Here is a 15,763-nt window from a genome sequence, read left to right as displayed (position 1 = left end):
CCAGCGTACGTCCGGTCAAGCCTCGTCACTTAACCAGCCAGCCGCGCGATTTACCTTCCAGTCCGATATTTCGGCTCCACGCAGCAGGGAATGAGCGATAAAAAAAGCCGCGGGGCCCTCCCCCGCGGAAAATCACCACACTGGAGTCGTTATTCCGTCGCGAAGACCGCAACACCGGTTCCCGGGAACTGCGCGGACGACCCGGCACCGTACGGAACGAAAACGTGATGCGACGCACCGTCGACTGCGACCGAATGCGAGAACTTGCCTGTCGGAACGATCGCGACGAGGTTACGGGTGCTGGCGTCGATGATGCCGAGGGCCGGGTCGAACTTCGCATCCTTCGCTCCCACCCGCGACACGTTGTCTGTCGAGTGGTGGCCGCCGGCCAGGAAGTAGCGATTCGAAACCGGGTCGTAGGCCACCTCGTCGGCTCCACCGAACGGCAATTGCGCGAGCGGCGTGCCATTCGTCCGGTCGATGATCAACGTCGTCTGCTTGCCGCCTTCGTCCGGATCGCAGCCGATCAGCGCGTCGTTGCCCGGTCCGAGCGCGAGGCCACTCGGGCTATCGCAACCCTTCAGCTTCAGCGCGGCCTGAATGACCGGCTTGGCCTCGAGGACCGACTTCGCCGGGATCAGATCGACTTCACCCTTGGGATTCGCTTTCATCCCGTCGTTGTTCAGCACGAAGTTGTCGTTCTTCGAGTCGAATTCGCACGCTTCGAGCCCGGTCGAATCCGCGAGCGGCATCTTCGCGATCACCGACTGCGTGTCGGTATTGATGAAGGTCACGAACGGCGGCTGCTCGGCGCCGCTCGAAAACATCGCGATATGGTGCTTCGGATCGAGGCAGCCTTCATCGGCTCGAATACCGGACGAGCTGACCTCGATGCGCTTCACGAGTTGCTTCGATGCGACGTCGATCACCTTGACCGCGTTCACGTCGCCGACGTACACCTGCGACGTGCCGGGAATCGGCAGCACGCCCGACGGGCCCGACTTCTCATGAGTCGGACCGATACCCGCGAAGTCGGCCTTGATCCGGTCGCGCAATTGCATCGTCGTCGCATCGAATACGTCGAGCGTCCCGTTCGCTCCGTCGGCGAGGTAGTAGTTTCCATCCGACGCGGCGCTGATATCGAAACCGAACGGCTTTTCGCTCGTGACCGGAATGGTGGTGATCAACTTCGGGCCGCCTCCAGCTGCATCGGCGCCCCACGCAACGGCGGCGGCCGCCGTCAGACTCATCATTGCGAAGGCGAAATAGGCTCGTTTCATGATTGACTCCTCCTTGTACTCATTGACAGACCCGGGACGCCCCGGGTCAAGAAGCTTCGGCGGCCCGCCGACACCCTGTCGGCAGAACGGCACGCCATTCGGTTAGAACGTGTGTGCGAAGCCAACCCGGATATCCGCCTGGTGGCCGGTCGGCGCCGGCGCGAAGCTTGCGCCGATCACCGCATCCACGCCCGCGGATGCCTTCAGGTAGTCGGACGACAGGTAGACCGTCGTCCGCTTCGACAGCGAATACAGCGCCGCGGCCGTGACCTGGTTCCACGCGTGCGCTTCGAAGCTCGTGTGCTGATAACCGCCGACGAGCTGGAACGCGGGCGTCACCTGCCACGTCGCACCGCCTTCGTAGACGTTCATGACCGACTTCGCGTCCTGAAACCTCAGAACCGTATTGGTGTAGTCCGCGTACAACGTGACGTTGCCGATCGCATACGACCCGCCGACGCCGAGCGTACCGAGCGAGCGGATCTGGAAATTCGGTGCCGCGTCGGTGACGCTGTCGCCCGACCCGGTCGCCACGGGGAGACCGAAGAACGAATGCACCCCGATCTGCGCGTACGGATCGATCGTCGGCGTTGCGACAAACGTGTACATGGTCGCGAGCGTCAGCGGCCCGTTCGTGTATTGCAGGCCTGCGCTCCAGCCGCTACCGTCATGGAAGCTGCCGGGGGTGTTGCTGAACCCGTACATCGCACCGAACTGGAATCCACCCCACGTCGGGCTCATATACTTGATCGCGTTCTTCAAGCGGTCGTTGTTCGTGCGATCGAAGTCACCGAGGTGAATGGCATAGCCGCTGCCAGCCGAACTCACGTTGAGCGGTGCCAGAAATTCGGCGGTAAAGTCGAACTGGTTACCCAGCGTGATCATGCCGTAAGGCGTCTGTACGCCGACATACGCCTGTTGACCGAACAACGTGTTGGGCTGGTTCAGCTGCCCGTTGTTCAGGTTGTACAGCGACGACAGCTTGAACACCGCCCGGTAACCGCCGCCCAACTCTTCCGCACCCGACATGATCCAGAGGTTTGGGAACAGCACGCCGCTGTCCATCTTGAAGTTGTGATGCCCGCCTTCGTTCGTCACGTAAGTCAGGCCGTTATCGATCTTCCCGGAGAGCGTGATACTGCTCTGCGCGAAAGCCGATCCGCTGAACGCCACACCGATCAGCGCCGCGATCGTTGCTTTCCTCATCTCCACCACTGTCTACCCCTCCATTTCGGTCTTTTGATACCGGATACCCCTGAACGGGACGTCTTATTTGCTTTGCATGACTAAGCATTTATCGGGTCATTTCGGCGATGAACCGTGACGAAAGCCGAGCTGATTTGCCGCCTGAGCTGACCGGTTGATGCCGGTCATTTCGATTTCATCTTAAGGACAATTCGGTCGGAGACCGTCGCCGAAAAGTCCCGCCGCTTGTCAAATCGTCTCTTTGTTTTCGTTGGGCAGGCGGTACTTCGGCACCGTCAGCCGATCCGCTCGGCATGCCGGCGACCGATCGCGTCGGTAAGCACCGCCACCAGCAGCACCGCGCCGACAACGAGCGGCTGCAGGTTCGCGTTTAGGTTCAGCAGGTTCATCCCGTCGATGACGAGCGCGAGCGTCAGGCAGCCGAACAGCGTACCGAGCAAGGTGCCGGTCCCGCCGAACAGCGACGCGCCGCCGATCAGGATCGCCGCGATCGCTGGCAACAGGATCGGATCCCCCATCGCCGAATCGGCCGCATTCACGCGCGCGAGATAGACCACCGCGGCAATCCCGGCCATCAGGCCGCTGAGCGTATACACCGCGATCCGCCGTCGGCGCACCGGAATCCCGGACAGGCGTGCGACTTCCGGATTGGACCCGATCGCATAAATCTCGCGACCGATGTTCAGGCGGGCGGTAACGACCGAGCCGACGATCAGCACGAGAAGCATCATGTAGACCGGAATCGGCACGCCCCACCAGAACCCGGTGCCGAGAGCGCGAAAGCCGGCCGGGAAGCCAAAGATCTCGTTTCCGCCCATGTAGTGAAACGCGAGCCCCTGCACGACCCACAGCATCCCGTAGGTCGCGAGGAACGGCGGCAGCCGCAGGAACGTGACCGCCAATCCGTTCAGCAGCCCGATCGACGCCCCGCACGACATCGAGACTGCGACCGCCAGCCACGGCGAGACACCGGCTTTCATCGCACCCGCTGCCAGACACGCGGACAGGGTGAGATTCGCTGCAATGGACAGGTCGAATCCGCCAGACAGGATCACGATCGTGAGCCCCGACGCAAGGAGGAACATCAGACTGGCCTGCCTCAGCACGTTCAGCAGGTTGGCGGACGTAGCGAAGCTGTCCGACGCGAATGCGAGTGCAATCGCGATGACGCAGACAAACAGCGCGCGACCGATCAGTGCGGTCGTGTCTTCAGAAAGCCGGCTGCGGCGATCGACGCCGATGACGCGCGCCACCACGAACGGAGATTGATTCCGTGTACTCATGCTTGTGCTCCTGCGACACGAGATTTCCGGACGCTGTCGATAACGACGACCGCGAGGACCAGCAAACCGATCGTCACGACCTGCAACGACGATTCGATTCCAATCAGGTTGAGGGCATTGCGCAGCACGCCGATCGTCAATACGCCGATCGCTGTACCGGGCAACCACCCTTCTCCGCGTTCGAACGACGTACCGCCGAGGACCACTGCCGCGATCGCGTCGAATTCCATCCCGATTGCAGCATTCGGCTCGGCCGCATTCATACGGCCGACGAGCAGCAGCGAAGCAAGGCCCGCGAACAGACCGCTCATCACGTAGATCGCGATGTGGTAGAGACGGGCACGCACGCCCGCCAGCGTGAGTGCGTCGCGGTTGCCGCCGATCGCGAACACGTAGGCTCCAAACCGCGTGTGGTAGAGCAGCAGATGCGTGACTGCGTATGCCGCGAGCGCGCAGGCAATCGGAAATGGAGCCCCGAGTACCGACGACCCGTAAAGCGCGCCAACGGCCGGATTCGCCACGACCACCGCGTTACCGTCGGTCATCACGAGTGCAACACCGTGCGCGACGCCGAGCGTGCCGAGGGTCACGACGAACGGCGGCAGACCCAGCCGCGCGACGAGCGTGCCGTTCAGGAAGCCGATCGCGATACCGACCGCCGCGGCCGCGCCGAGCGCGACACCGATGCCGGCACCCGCGCCGAGCGACTGCGCGAACACGACACCGCTGAGGCTCAGCAATGCGCCGACCGACAGGTCGAGCCCCTCGCTCAGAATCACCAGGGTCATCGGCATCGCGATCATCACGAGGATCGAGACCTGGAGGCCGACGTCGACCAGATTCGCGCGCGACGCGAAACCCTGTACGCCGAACGTCGCCGCGGCGACCAGCGCGACACTGGCCCACACGATCGAAGGGAGCGGCCGTTTGGGCCGCGCCGCCGGATCCCTGCCATTACTTTTCGTTTCAATCGACATCGTCAACCTCCGTGCATTGCCAGACCCAGAATGCTTTGTTCGCTCAACCGTTCACGCGGCAGCTCGCCCGAAATCGCGCCGTCGCGCATCACGTATGCGCGGTCGCAGACGTGCACGATTTCCGACAGTTCCGAGCTGATCAGCAGGACCGCCGCGCCCTCCTCGACCAGCCGCTCGATCAGATTGAAGATCTCGGTCTTCGCACCGATATCGATCCCGCGCGTCGGCTCGTCGAAGATGTACAGGCGGCAGTTCGCGTTGAGCCACTTGCCGATCACGATCTTCTGCTGGTTGCCGCCACTCAGGTTGCGCGCGCGTTTTGCCGGATCGCCCGGTGCGATCCGCAGCGTGTCGATCAGGCCGCGTGTCGCTTGCCGTGCGCGAGCCGGGCGATACCAGCCTGTCGGGAACAGGCGCCACAGACTCGACACGAGCAGGTTCTCGTGCACCGAGCGGCGCAGTGCAAGACCTTCCTGCTTGCGATTTTCCGGAATCAGGGCCACGCCGCGTTTGACCACCTGGTGCGGGCCACCCAACACAGCTTCGCCGAAGATCTCAACGCAACCGCCCTGGATCGGGTCGGCGCCGATCACAGCGCGCGCGACCTCCGTCCGCCCGGCACCGACCAGTCCCGACAATCCTACGATCTCGCCGCAGCGCACCTGCATGTCGACGCCGTTCACGCCGGTCGACGTCGTCAGGTCGCGCACGTCGAGCGCAATCTCGCCGCACGCGCCGAAGTAGCGGCGCTGATATACCGTGCCGACCTTGCGCCCGACCATCAGCGCGATCAACTCGTCGGCGGTCGCGTCGGCGGCCGGCATCGACGTGACCAGGCGGCCGTCGCGCAGGACCGTCACGCGATCGCCGAGATCGAACACTTCCTTCATCCGATGCGAGATGTAGACGATCGCAACGCCCGCGTCGCGCAGGCGATGCACGACCGTGAACAGCGCATCGGCTTCCCTGTCCGAGATTGCAGCGGTCGGTTCATCCATTACGAGCACGCGCGCGTCGTGCGACAGCGCTTTCGCGATCTCGACCATCTGCTGCTGCGCAACGCCGAGGTCCGCAGCATGGGCCCGTGTGTCGTACGCGAGCCCGAGTTGCGCAAGCACGGCGGCGGCGTCAGCATGCATGCGTCGGTGATCGACGAGGCCGAAGCGGTTGCGCGGCTCGCGGCCGAGATAGATGTTCTGCGCGATCGACAGATGCGGCACGAGCGAGAATTCCTGGAAAATCACCGCGATGCCGAGGCGCTTCGCGTCGGTCGGCGATTCGATCGCGACCGGCATGCCGTCGTAGCGGATTTCGCCGCTATCGGCGCGGTAGGCGCCGAACAACACCTTCATCAACGACGATTTTCCGGCGCCGTTCTCGCCGAGCAGCATGTGCACTTCGCCCGGATACAACGTCAGGTCGACGTCGGTCAGTGCAGCCACGCCAGGAAAATTCTTGCAGATCTTGCGTAATTCGAGACGCGGAACGCGCTCGGTCGAGATTTCCATGTTCATCTCCACGGTGCTGTGCGGCGGACCGCCGTGCGTCGGGCGTCGGGCGACAGCCGGGTCGCCGACTCGCGACAGGCCCGGCGGGCCGCGTCACTTGCTGGCCACGTCGTTCCACGCCGGGCATTGACGCTGATTGCCCGGTAGCTCGAACGGTGCATAGTTCGTCTTGTCGATCACGATGCCCTTGATCAGCACCGTGTCGGGTACGGGTTCTTTCCGCAGCGTGCGGACCGCGGCCATCGTCGCGATGCAGCCCATCTTGAAGCCGTTGAATTCGGCGGTCGCAAGCAGGCGCCCTTCCTTGATCGCCTTCACCGATTCGGGCACACCGCCGATACCGACGACCTTCACCTGCTTCTGGCCCGCAGCCTCGAGGGCTTCGATCGCGCCCATCGCCATCACGTCTGCGGCTGCGAGCACGCCGTCGATCTTCGGATTCGACTGGATCAGGTTTTCCATCACCTGCAGCGCCTGCAGCCGCTGATAGTTCGCCGGCTGCGACGCAAGCAGGTGAACGTCCGGAAATTCCTGAAGGGCCTTCCTGAACCCGCGCACGCGCTCGTCGCTCGTCGTCGAGCCTTTCACGCCCTCGAGGATCACGACATTGCCCTTGCCGCCGAGGCTCTTGAACAGGTATCGCGCGACGTCGAGCCCGAGGTTGTAATCGTCCGCGACGACGACCGACGAGAACTTTCCGCCCGCCACGCGATCGTTGTAGTTGACGACCGGAATGCCGACCGCGTTGATCTTCTGGATCGCGGGCACGACGCCGTGCGGATTCACGCCCATGAACAGCACGGCGTTCGGCTTCTTCACGCCGACGTCTTCCAGCTCGCTCAGTTGCTCGCCGAGATCGTTCGGGCGCGTCGGCGCGTAGTGCGTGACCGACACGCCGAGCTGCTTCGCCTCGGCGTCGACGCCAGCGCGCACGAGCGCGAAATGCGGATCGACCTGGTTCTTGTAGAAGGCGGCGATCGTTTCGTTCGCCGCCAACGCACTCGCGCCATGAGCGATGCCGATCGCCGCCACCGACGCGGTGACGATGCACATCGCGGCCCGCCTGCGTGCCGTCTTGCGCTCGGGTTTAAGGTTCGTCTCCATCCACTGCCTCCTGTCCGTCGTTCACGTTGGCCACACCGCTTGCCGGCGTGGCATCTGGGGCGACCCAATGCAACCGTTTGCATAAATCCAGACAAAAAGGTGGCCATGCAACGCTCCGGCGCTCCATGCCTCCCCTTTCAATCGACCCGCATTTTTCCGCGTTTCTGTCTACCCGACCGCCGCGGGTTTCGTCGACTCTCGCAACGGCTCGACCGGTTACGTCATTTATATGATTTAATTCAATGCAAACGTATGCACATCCTACCCAAGGGAATTGGGCTGTCAATGAGGTTTAGTCCTGAAAACATTAGGGTTTTACCTGCAACATTGATCGCAACCCATTGCATCGATACAATCGGATCCCTATTCCCCGGCAGGTTCCATGAGCCAATCCTCCGAAGCACGCGGCACCGTCCGCGTCACGATTCGAGAAGTCGCCGCAGCGGCGTCCGTCAATGCGTCGACGGTCTCGCGCGTGCTCAACCCGGCCACACGCCACCTGATCGGAGATGAGGTCGTGCGGCGCGTGCTCGCTGCGGCCAAATCACTCGGGTATCGCCAGAATCGGCTCGCAGCCGCACTGCGCGGGGGGCAATCGAAGGTGATCGGCGTATGTCTGCCCGACATCTCGAACCCGGTGTTTCCGCCCATGGTTTGCGGGATCGAGCAGGAACTCGCGGCGGAAGGCTACGGCGTGTTGATCGCGAACATCGTCGGCAAGCCCAAGGATCAGGAGCGTATGCTTGAGCAAATGCTCGAGCGTCAGGTCGACGGTCTGGTACTCGCGACTGCCGCACGGCAGGATCCGCTCGTGCGACGCTGTATCCTCGATGGCGTGCCGGTCGTGCTGGTCAATCGCGGCGAAGAAGGCGGCCGCGTACCCGAAGTCGTCAACGACGACTTTCTGTCGATGCGACTTGCGGTCGAGCATCTGGTCGGGCTTGGCCATACCCGTATCGCACATCTGTCCGGGCCGGAGCGGCTGGCGACCGGCCTGTCGCGACTGCAGGGCTTCCAGATTGCCACCCAGCAGCACAGTCTCTCGGCGAATGTCGTCGTCGAAGCAAACGAGTTCACGCGCGAGGCCGGGCGCGCCGCGTGCGCCCAAATGCTCGATGCGCATCGAGACGTGACCGCCATCATCGCGGCGAACGATTTGATCGCGCTCGGTTGCTACGACGTGTTTGCGGAGCGGCGGATCGATTGCCCGAAGGACATCTCGGTGATCGGGCACAACGACATGCCGCTGCTCGACATGCTGAATCCGTCGCTGACGACGCTACGAATCCAGCATCACGAGATGGGCAGGCAGGCCGCACGCCTGTTGCTCGGCATGATCGCCACGCCGGGCAAGGCGCCGCTGCGCATCACGCTGGCGCCTGAACTGGTGGTACGCGGGTCGACCGGCGCACCTCGAACCGCAGGCAGTCAGGCGCGCTCGAGCTGACGCGTTGCCCGATCCGCCGGACACCGAGCATGCGGCCGTAGCTAGTCGCGCGGGGGGCGCGCGAACGGCATCGCGAGCAGGATCCTCGCAGGGCGGTCCGAGCGGTTGTGCAGCGAACGCCGCTCATCCGGCGCGAGGCGGCACGAATCGAACGGTTGCAATTCGGCTTCGACACCGTCCGTGCTCACGCACACCCGGCCTTCCAGCACGACGTAATGCTTCTCGACGCCGGCCCCGTCCATCGTCGTGTGCCCGCCCGGCTCGATCGTCGACACACCGAGCCAGAGCGATTCGGCCGGACCTGCCTCGCGCCCTTGCAGGCGCACGCATTGCATCCCGAAGTGATTCGGCGGGAAGTATTCGGGCGCGTCGCGAAAGCGCGTAACGTTCATGGCTTGAGCAGCACCCGGTTCGCGGTGCCGCTGAATACCGCCCGATACGCGTGCGCCGCGTCCGCAAGATCGAACACCCAATCGGCATCGATCGGGAACGGCTTCAACGCACCCCGTTCGAAAGACGGCAACAACGCATCGAGGACGTCCGCGCAGTGCTGCGTGTCAAGCGCGAGCGTGTCGATCCCGACGTAGGTGTGCTGCCCGCGATAGAACGCGAAGATGTCGAACGGCACCGCGCGCTCGACCGTCGAGATCAGGATCTGCGTGCCGCGCACGGCCATCGCACGATTCGCACGCTCGAAGTATGGACTCCCGACCGTGTTGTAAACGATGTTTGCGCCACGGCCGGCAGTCATCTCGAGCACGAGTTCGTCGAACGGCTCAGCCGATGCGTTGATCATCGTAACATCGGCGCTTGCGTGCCCGACGTAAGACGGATCGTCGCGCACGACACCGATCACTTCCGCCCCCGCCATCGTCGCAAGCTGGACAGCGGCTTGCCCGACTTTGCCGTTTGCACCCAGCACGAGCACGACGTCGCCCCGCTGCACGCCGCCGGCACGGTGCAAGCCCTCGAAAGCGGTGACGAACGGTACGCCGATCGATCCCGCCTCGTCCATCGTCAGGTTCGCCGGTTTCTCGCGCACGCTGTACGCCGGCACGACGAGATGGCTGGCGTGGGTGCCGTCGCGACGGATACCGAGCTCGCCGCTGCTGCCCCAGACTTCCTTGCCGATCAGCTCCGGCGGCCCGTCGATCACACGCCCCGCGTAGTCTCGCCCCGGCGTGCGCGGCCACACTGCGTGCGGCATGAAACCGAGCACGGCCTTCACATCGCTCGGGTTGACGCCGGCGCTCTCGATCTCGATCAGGCAGTCGGTCGTATCGACCTGCGGGACAGGCCGGGTGTCGATGCTCAGTGCGAGCGCGCTGATATCGGCGCTTTTCTGCTGGACTCGAATGCATTTCATACTCGATTGTCTCCGGGAAGATGTCGATTCGGATGCATGACGCGATGACCGTCGGGTCACCGCGCATCCATCCGTGGCGTTGAATGTCGAACGTTGGGTTGCGTTCAGGACGAGAGGCCGAGGCTTTCGCGTGCGTCGCGGCTCGTCGCGATCTCGCCACCGAGCAGCGTAACGATCTCGCGGGCCCGCGCGACGAGCGCCGCATTGCTCTCGGCAAGCACGCCCTTCTCAATATAGATGTTGTCCTCGAGGCCGACCCGCACGTGCCCGCCCGCGAGCCACGCCTGCGCGACGATCGGGAATTCGAAACGTCCGACCCCGAACGCGGACCATATTGCCCCCGGCGGCAACAGGCCGCGCGCATAGAGCAGCGTTTCCGGCGACGCTCCGAACCCGTACTTGACGCCGCTGACGAAGGTCCATAGCCCTGGGCCGTCCAGCACGCCACTCGCGATGAGATCCCGCGCCAGATGGATATCGCCGGAATCGAAGATCTCGAGCTCCGGCTTGACGCCTGCCCGGCGGATCACCTCGGCCATCCGCGTGACGTTCTTCGGGGTGTTGATGACGACCTCGGCTCCGGAGTTCATCGTGTTCAGATCAAGACTGCAGATGTCGGGTTTCAGCGCGAGAATGTGTTCCACGCGCTTTTCGGGCGGCAGCAGCGTCGTGCCTGGCGCGGCAACCTTGGGATCGTCGTCGCTCGGAATGAAACGTCCGCCCGGACCGGTCGTCAGATTGATGATCAGCTCGCGATCGACCGAGCGAATCCGGTTGATAACGTCGCGATAGAGCTCGAGGTCCATCGACGGTCTGCCCGTGGCCGGATCGCGGACGTGGATGTGCACGACGGCGGCGCCGGCCTGCGCGGCTTCGAGCGACGCATGCGCGATCTGCTCGGGCGTGACCGGCAGGCCCGGATGCTGCTCGGGTCGGGTGATGTTGCCCGTGACCGCGCACGTAATGATGGTCTTGCGAGGATGCATCGATAGATCTCCAGACAATCAGTTCAGCCGGCGTCCGCCGTCGACGACGATCGTCGTGCCGGTACTGAAAGTAAGCGTCGTCGCGCAGGCGACGATGGCGGAAGCGACATCGTCCGGCGCGCCGATCCGGCGAAGCGGCGTCGTCGCGGCGGCCTTCTCGTTGAAATCGTCGCCGCGCCCGGGAACGAACTGCGTATCCACCACGCCCGGAGACACGTTTACTACCCGAATGCTCGGCGCAAGCGCGCGGCCGAGCGACAGTGCCATCACGTCGACGCCCGCCTTGGCTGCGCAGTACGCGACATTGCTGCCGTTGCCGGTCGTGCCCGCGATGGACGACACGTTGACGACGAGCCCGTCGCCCGTTGCGTCGAGCAGCGCACGAAATGCGCGGATCGCCGAGAACTGGCCGCGCCAGTTGACCTTCATGATCTCGTCGATCAGATCGTCCGTCAGCGCATCGAGGTCCGCATGACGAACCGGCTTCGTAAAGCCGGCGGCATTCACCAGGATGTCCGCGCGCCCGTAACGCGCGCGCACCTCATCGGCGAGCGCAGTGAGCGTCGCGCTCTCGGTGATCGTCGCGACCGCGCCCGAATGTCCTTCGCCGGGCAGCGTGTCGGCAATGCGCCACGCTGCGTCCAGGTCGGTTCGTCCAACCACGACAACACGCGCGCCCGCTTCGGCGAAACGCACTGCGGTCGTGACGCCGATTCCGCCGGTGCCGCCGAGAATGACCGCGACTTTCTCGTTCAGGTTGCGTGACACTGTCCCCTCCTGTTCAGTCGATGGGCGGCGTCGGGTACGTCGGCGTACCGTCGGCCATGACGAATTCGAAGTCGAGCGTGTAATACACCTCGTCGGTATCGGCGTGTGGCCCTGTCTCCGCGTCATGGCGCTCGAAATTGCCGACGAGGCGACGATGCACGCCGAATACGACGTCCGAGTCGAGATGCTCCGAATCATCGGCAAACACCTGCGACACCAGCGTCGCATGACCTTCCGCGACGATGACGAAGTGGATGTGCGCGGGCCGGTACGGATGGCGGTTCTGCGCCGCGAGCAGCGTACCGACGGGGCCATTGATGGGCACCGGGTATCCGGCGGGACGCACGGTTTTAAAGTTGAACCACCCTTTTGCATCGGTATGAAAGCGGCCGCGCAGGTTGCGGTCGGGCTGGCTCTGGTCCTGGTTCTCGTAGAGTCCGACGGGCGAGGCCTGCCAGACGTCGACTAGTGCGTTCTTGACCGGCCGGCCCGACACGTCGACGACACAGCCGCGCATGAAGAGTGGCGAGCCGGGAGACCCCGAGCTTGCGATCGACTGGCCGTTTTCGTAGACCGGCGAACCGCTGCGGTAGAACGGCCCGAGCAACGCGCCGGGCGTGCGCTCCGTCGCGTCGGAATTGTTCAGCAATGCGACGAGCGTCGAAAAACCCAGCACGTCGGACAGCAGCACGACCTCATTGTGTCGTTCGTTGCATGCATGCCCCGCGGCACGGATAAACGCGAGACCGCGCTCGAATTCCTCGTCGGTCAGCTTTACCTGCTTCAGGAACGCGTGTCCGTGATCGACCAGCGCGTTGACGATCTCCTTCAGTCGAGCGTCTTGAGTCCCCGCCATCGCCGCCTTGACGATCGCGGTAACCGACGCGGGATCGTCGGTAATCGCGCTTGCAACCGTACCTTCCGCCATGATTTCCTCCATGCAACCGTTTGCATAACTTGATGCAATAGTACTAGTCGACTATCAGCGATGGATAGAGCGTTAACCCTAAATTAGGCGAAATTTCCAGCAGCCATGGGTATCATTCTTGACGCAACCGTTTGCACGAAACTGACTCAAAGGAATGAGCGTTGCCGACGATTGCGTGCTGCTGGCGTGTGTGGCGTGCGCTTGGACATATGACAAGACGCCGTGACTCGACCCGCGCTGGCGCCGCGGCGCGGGTCGCGGCGCTGGATCGTTACTGCCCGGGCGGAGTCGAGTCGTCAGCCCCTTTCTGAGCTGCGGCTTTGTGCTCGGCCCTTTGAAGGCTCTGAGGATAGTGATCGTCTTTGCTCACGCGATAGCCATTCTTCTCGAGCGTGCTCAGTTCCTGGTTCCGTTTGACCCGAGCCGCTTTGCGTTGCGCCTTGCGTTGCGCTTTCAGCGCCTGCTTCGACATCGGGGCGTCGGGGGTGGCCGATGTTCCGCCCGCATCCTCTGCGTACGCGACCGGTGCACCAAGCAGAACGACTCCCGTCAGGACAGCGAGCACGAGCGGCACCAAGCTGGACTTCTTCATGTGATTCTCCTTTTTTCGTCGATGATTGAATGACAAGGTTGTACGTGCCGGCGCCAATTCGACCGGTATCGATCATGGCTTCATCCGATTCACGCCCTCCACAAGTAACACGACGCCAAGATGATTTTTCTTAAGACACCTGAATTTTCCTGACTGATGAAGAAACAATTGGTAAATCGCGTAAAACCGTGGAAGTTTTCGAGGCAGTTTGTAATCTGACGCAGCGAAGAACAGGCGTTGGAGGACGAATTACTGGATCGCAAGACCTTCAGGCACCGGCTACTGGAAGGGTTACCGTCTTGAGCAAGCGCAATGGCCGTCGGAAAGTAGTCTGACGCTGTCACTGCATTTGAAGCCGGTGAGCAAGGTGATGTACTGCGAACAGTGTGGCACGCGCTGCCAGCAGATTCACGAGACGACAACCCGGCGGCTACGGGATTTTCCTTTGTTCGAATACCGGGCGGCACGACAGGTTCCGCACCGGAGGGTCTGGTGTGAGCACTGCGAAGGCCTCCGACTCGAGAAACTGGACTGACTGGGGCGCTACCCGCATGCCACATGCGATGCCGAGCAACAGGATCAACGTGTCGCGTTCGGGAAAGCGACTGGTCGCTTCGGTGACGCGCCGGAGATGGCGAAATTTTGACCTGAGACGGAATTTTGTGACCAATCAGGCAGTGAGTCTCGCGTCGATATTATCGGAATCCAGCCAGGCTCGACGGACCGTGGCCCGAGGTTGATAGCGATGCGCGCTATGGGGCCGGCGCGCGTTGTAAAACCGTCGCCAGCGTTCGATGAGTACCTGGCCCTCGGCACGGCTGCGGAACCATTCGCGATTCAGCAATTCGTCGCGCAGCTTGCCGTTGAAGCTCTCGACGAATCCGTTTTGCCACGGACTGCCAGGCGGGATGCAGGTCAGGCCGATTGCAGCATCGCAACCAGCGCATAACCAGGTTACCCGCTTGAGTTCGGCCTTCAGTCGCCGCATCTCGGCGCTTTGGTCGAGTTCAACCTGCCGCACGACGTCTGGCTTATCGAACTTCGCCCGCCAGGCACACAGGCTGTGCGTTGTATTGCCCAAACGCTGGGCCACGTCCGCCACCGTATGACCACGCTCGGTGACTTGCTTGGCTGCTTCGATCTTGAACTCATCCGTGTACCGCTTGCCGCTCATACTGACCTCCTCGGTTGCCGTAAATTATGGCTGGAAGATGTCTACGAAAGGCTGGCCGGTCCAATTCTCCGATCATTCGTTGACAATTCCACGCATTCGAACGGACGCGCCTCCGGTACAGGCAGGATAGCGATGCACCAATGACCGAACAATCGAAAAATCCGCAACCCGGGTATGCAGCCCATGCATATCCATTGGGCGACCTGACGCGGCCGCCGCTGACAGCGTTCCAGTCGTTCGTCGCCGCGGCGCAACTCGGGAGCATCAGCAGAGCCGCCGGCCATCTGTGTCGAACGCAGGGCGCGGTGAGCCGTCAGGTCCAGCAACTGGAATCGCACTACCGGTGTGCACTTTTCGTGCGCCATGCGTCTGGGCTGACGCTGACGGCAGAAGGAAGCGAACTGTTGACCGTGGCCGTAAGCGTACTCACGCAACTGGTTCAACACGCAGACATTCACGCCAAGACAGCGTCTATCGTCACCCTGGGGTTGCCATCCACGTTCGCGATTCGTTGGTTGCTTCCACGGCTGGCAGACATCAATCACGCGTTGCCTGGAACAGAACTTCGCATCTCCACATCGGCGGACGACACGCCGGATTTCACTACACCTGACGTCGACGCCATCGTTGTGCGTGGAACCGGGCAGTGGGCGGGCATGGACGCGGTTCCGTTGTTTGCCGAGCAACTCATACCGATGTGTACAAGCGAAATGGCCGCATCGCTTGGCTCGGCAGCCGACCTTGCTCATGTCACATTGCTCCATCCCGGGCACGGCCATGAGGAGTGGCAATGCTGGCTGGAAAGCGTTGGGGCACGGCAGATCGACGCGAGCCGTGGGCTCGTTTTCGATACCCTCGAATTGACGCTCACCGCTGCGGCGGAAGGGCACAGAGTTGCAATCGGCGATCCCAGGATCGCGACGCACCCGGCGGCGGATTCACGCATCACCTAGGCGACCGCGTCGCCATCTCGACGCCCACGCTCGGCGCACTCGTCAATACCGTGCGGCTTTACGCGGTGCGCCCTGGACCTTCGGCGTGCGCGCCCTGTACGCCAACCTGGCCGCACGCGGCCTGCTCGGCGCCTGAGGCGGCGAGAAACGGCGAGATTCGACGACGCGAAAGCGTTCGCGAACCCGATCGA

Annotated in this window: 13 protein-coding genes and 5 pseudogenes; 4 read left to right on the top strand and 14 right to left on the bottom strand. The window is 63.0% G+C overall.

Annotation, left to right across the window (positions count from 1 at the left end; genetic code table 11):
- Positions 1 to 149: 149 nt before the first annotated feature.
- From JYJ84_RS03620 to JYJ84_RS03595, 6 genes are all read right to left on the bottom strand, one after another.
- On the bottom strand, positions 150 to 1,280 hold the full coding sequence (locus JYJ84_RS03620; protein ID WP_175221436.1) for a YncE family protein: 1,131 nt from the start codon (positions 1,278 to 1,280) through the stop codon (positions 150 to 152).
- A 102-nt stretch (positions 1,281 to 1,382) separates the two neighbouring features.
- Positions 1,383 to 2,486, bottom strand: a complete 1,104-nt coding sequence (locus tag JYJ84_RS03615; RefSeq protein ID WP_175221435.1) for a porin — start codon at positions 2,484 to 2,486, stop codon at positions 1,383 to 1,385.
- Between the two features lie 275 nt (positions 2,487 to 2,761).
- Positions 2,762 to 3,769 carry an ABC transporter permease gene (locus tag JYJ84_RS03610; RefSeq protein WP_175221434.1) on the bottom strand — a complete coding sequence of 336 codons (1,008 nt, stop codon included), beginning with the start codon at positions 3,767 to 3,769 and terminating at the stop codon, positions 2,762 to 2,764.
- Complete coding sequence (locus JYJ84_RS03605; RefSeq protein ID WP_175221433.1) at positions 3,766 to 4,746, bottom strand: ABC transporter permease; 981 nt, start codon at positions 4,744 to 4,746, stop codon at positions 3,766 to 3,768. Before JYJ84_RS03605 ends, JYJ84_RS03610 begins: the two co-directional genes overlap by 4 nt.
- A 2-nt stretch (positions 4,747 to 4,748) precedes the next feature.
- Positions 4,749 to 6,254, bottom strand: coding sequence for a sugar ABC transporter ATP-binding protein (locus JYJ84_RS03600; protein ID WP_205182757.1), 1,506 nt, complete (start codon positions 6,252 to 6,254; stop codon positions 4,749 to 4,751).
- Between the two features lie 93 nt (positions 6,255 to 6,347).
- The gene (locus tag JYJ84_RS03595) at positions 6,348 to 7,358 is read right to left on the bottom strand and encodes a sugar ABC transporter substrate-binding protein (RefSeq protein ID WP_175221431.1); all 1,011 of its coding nucleotides are present in this window, start codon (positions 7,356 to 7,358) and stop codon (positions 6,348 to 6,350) included.
- Positions 7,359 to 7,740: 382 nt separating this feature from the next.
- Between JYJ84_RS03595 and JYJ84_RS03590 the strand changes: the two genes are divergently transcribed.
- Complete coding sequence (locus JYJ84_RS03590) at positions 7,741 to 8,805, top strand: LacI family DNA-binding transcriptional regulator (protein WP_175221430.1); 1,065 nt, start codon at positions 7,741 to 7,743, stop codon at positions 8,803 to 8,805.
- A 41-nt stretch (positions 8,806 to 8,846) separates the two neighbouring features.
- Here JYJ84_RS03590 and JYJ84_RS03585 read toward each other — a convergent pair whose 3' ends face one another.
- The 6 genes from JYJ84_RS03585 to JYJ84_RS03560 all read right to left on the bottom strand — a co-directional run bounded on the left by JYJ84_RS03585 (position 8,847) and on the right by JYJ84_RS03560 (position 13,445).
- The gene (locus JYJ84_RS03585; RefSeq protein ID WP_175221429.1) at positions 8,847 to 9,197 is read right to left on the bottom strand and encodes a cupin domain-containing protein; all 351 of its coding nucleotides are present in this window, start codon (positions 9,195 to 9,197) and stop codon (positions 8,847 to 8,849) included.
- Complete coding sequence (locus JYJ84_RS03580; RefSeq protein WP_175221428.1) at positions 9,194 to 10,171, bottom strand: zinc-binding alcohol dehydrogenase family protein; 978 nt, start codon at positions 10,169 to 10,171, stop codon at positions 9,194 to 9,196. The genes JYJ84_RS03585 and JYJ84_RS03580 overlap by 4 nt, the downstream gene beginning before the upstream one ends.
- A 104-nt stretch (positions 10,172 to 10,275) precedes the next feature.
- Complete coding sequence (locus JYJ84_RS03575) at positions 10,276 to 11,157, bottom strand: 3-keto-5-aminohexanoate cleavage protein (RefSeq protein WP_175221427.1); 882 nt, start codon at positions 11,155 to 11,157, stop codon at positions 10,276 to 10,278.
- Positions 11,158 to 11,175: 18 nt separating this feature from the next.
- Positions 11,176 to 11,925 carry an SDR family NAD(P)-dependent oxidoreductase gene (locus tag JYJ84_RS03570; RefSeq protein WP_236027225.1) on the bottom strand — a complete coding sequence of 250 codons (750 nt, stop codon included), beginning with the start codon at positions 11,923 to 11,925 and terminating at the stop codon, positions 11,176 to 11,178.
- A 13-nt stretch (positions 11,926 to 11,938) separates the two neighbouring features.
- Positions 11,939 to 12,853 carry a dioxygenase gene (locus JYJ84_RS03565; RefSeq protein ID WP_175221425.1) on the bottom strand — a complete coding sequence of 305 codons (915 nt, stop codon included), beginning with the start codon at positions 12,851 to 12,853 and terminating at the stop codon, positions 11,939 to 11,941.
- A gap of 271 nt (positions 12,854 to 13,124) precedes the next feature.
- On the bottom strand, positions 13,125 to 13,445 hold the full coding sequence (locus JYJ84_RS03560) for a DUF4148 domain-containing protein (protein WP_175221424.1): 321 nt from the start codon (positions 13,443 to 13,445) through the stop codon (positions 13,125 to 13,127).
- A 237-nt stretch (positions 13,446 to 13,682) separates the two neighbouring features.
- Between JYJ84_RS03560 and JYJ84_RS03555 the strand changes: the two are divergent.
- Positions 13,683 to 13,977, top strand: a pseudogene (locus JYJ84_RS03555) (ISL3 family transposase); the annotation flags it as partial.
- Positions 13,978 to 14,115: 138 nt separating this feature from the next.
- On the opposite strand, the pseudogene JYJ84_RS03550 reads toward JYJ84_RS03555, so the two are convergent.
- Positions 14,116 to 14,355 (bottom strand): annotated as a pseudogene (locus JYJ84_RS03550) (transposase); the annotation flags it as partial.
- A gap of 42 nt (positions 14,356 to 14,397) precedes the next feature.
- Positions 14,398 to 14,619: pseudogene (locus JYJ84_RS03545) on the bottom strand (transposase); the annotation flags it as partial.
- Positions 14,620 to 14,759: 140 nt separating this feature from the next.
- Here JYJ84_RS03545 and JYJ84_RS03540 point away from each other — a divergent pair.
- Positions 14,760 to 15,539: pseudogene (locus JYJ84_RS03540) on the top strand (LysR substrate-binding domain-containing protein); the annotation flags it as partial.
- Positions 15,530 to 15,708, top strand: a pseudogene (locus tag JYJ84_RS03535) (fumarylacetoacetate hydrolase); the annotation flags it as partial. The pseudogenes JYJ84_RS03540 and JYJ84_RS03535, both read left to right, overlap by 10 nt.
- Positions 15,709 to 15,763: the final 55 nt, after the last annotated feature.

The sequence above is a fragment of the Burkholderia sp. LMG 13014 genome (assembly GCF_905232215.1).
GTDB lineage: Bacteria > Pseudomonadota > Gammaproteobacteria > Burkholderiales > Burkholderiaceae > Burkholderia.
This window is presented reverse-complemented; position numbering and strand designations above follow the sequence as displayed.

Excerpts from the sequence above, each read along its gene's own strand:
- JYJ84_RS03620 (WP_175221436.1), bottom strand. The coding sequence starts at position 1,280 with ATGAAACGAGCCTATTTCGCCTTCGCAATGATGAGTCTGACGGCGGCC.
- JYJ84_RS03615 (WP_175221435.1), bottom strand. The coding sequence starts at position 2,486 with ATGAGGAAAGCAACGATCGCGGCGCTGATCGGTGTGGCGTTCAGCGGA.
- JYJ84_RS03610 (WP_175221434.1), bottom strand. The coding sequence starts at position 3,769 with ATGAGTACACGGAATCAATCTCCGTTCGTGGTGGCGCGCGTCATCGGC.
- JYJ84_RS03605 (WP_175221433.1), bottom strand. The coding sequence starts at position 4,746 with ATGTCGATTGAAACGAAAAGTAATGGCAGGGATCCGGCGGCGCGGCCC.
- JYJ84_RS03600 (WP_205182757.1), bottom strand. The coding sequence starts at position 6,254 with ATGGAAATCTCGACCGAGCGCGTTCCGCGTCTCGAATTACGCAAGATC.
- JYJ84_RS03595 (WP_175221431.1), bottom strand. The coding sequence starts at position 7,358 with ATGGAGACGAACCTTAAACCCGAGCGCAAGACGGCACGCAGGCGGGCC.
- JYJ84_RS03590 (WP_175221430.1), top strand. The coding sequence starts at position 7,741 with ATGAGCCAATCCTCCGAAGCACGCGGCACCGTCCGCGTCACGATTCGA.
- JYJ84_RS03585 (WP_175221429.1), bottom strand. The coding sequence starts at position 9,197 with ATGAACGTTACGCGCTTTCGCGACGCGCCCGAATACTTCCCGCCGAAT.
- JYJ84_RS03580 (WP_175221428.1), bottom strand. The coding sequence starts at position 10,171 with ATGAAATGCATTCGAGTCCAGCAGAAAAGCGCCGATATCAGCGCGCTC.
- JYJ84_RS03575 (WP_175221427.1), bottom strand. The coding sequence starts at position 11,157 with ATGCATCCTCGCAAGACCATCATTACGTGCGCGGTCACGGGCAACATC.
- JYJ84_RS03565 (WP_175221425.1), bottom strand. The coding sequence starts at position 12,853 with ATGGCGGAAGGTACGGTTGCAAGCGCGATTACCGACGATCCCGCGTCG.
- JYJ84_RS03560 (WP_175221424.1), bottom strand. The coding sequence starts at position 13,445 with ATGAAGAAGTCCAGCTTGGTGCCGCTCGTGCTCGCTGTCCTGACGGGA.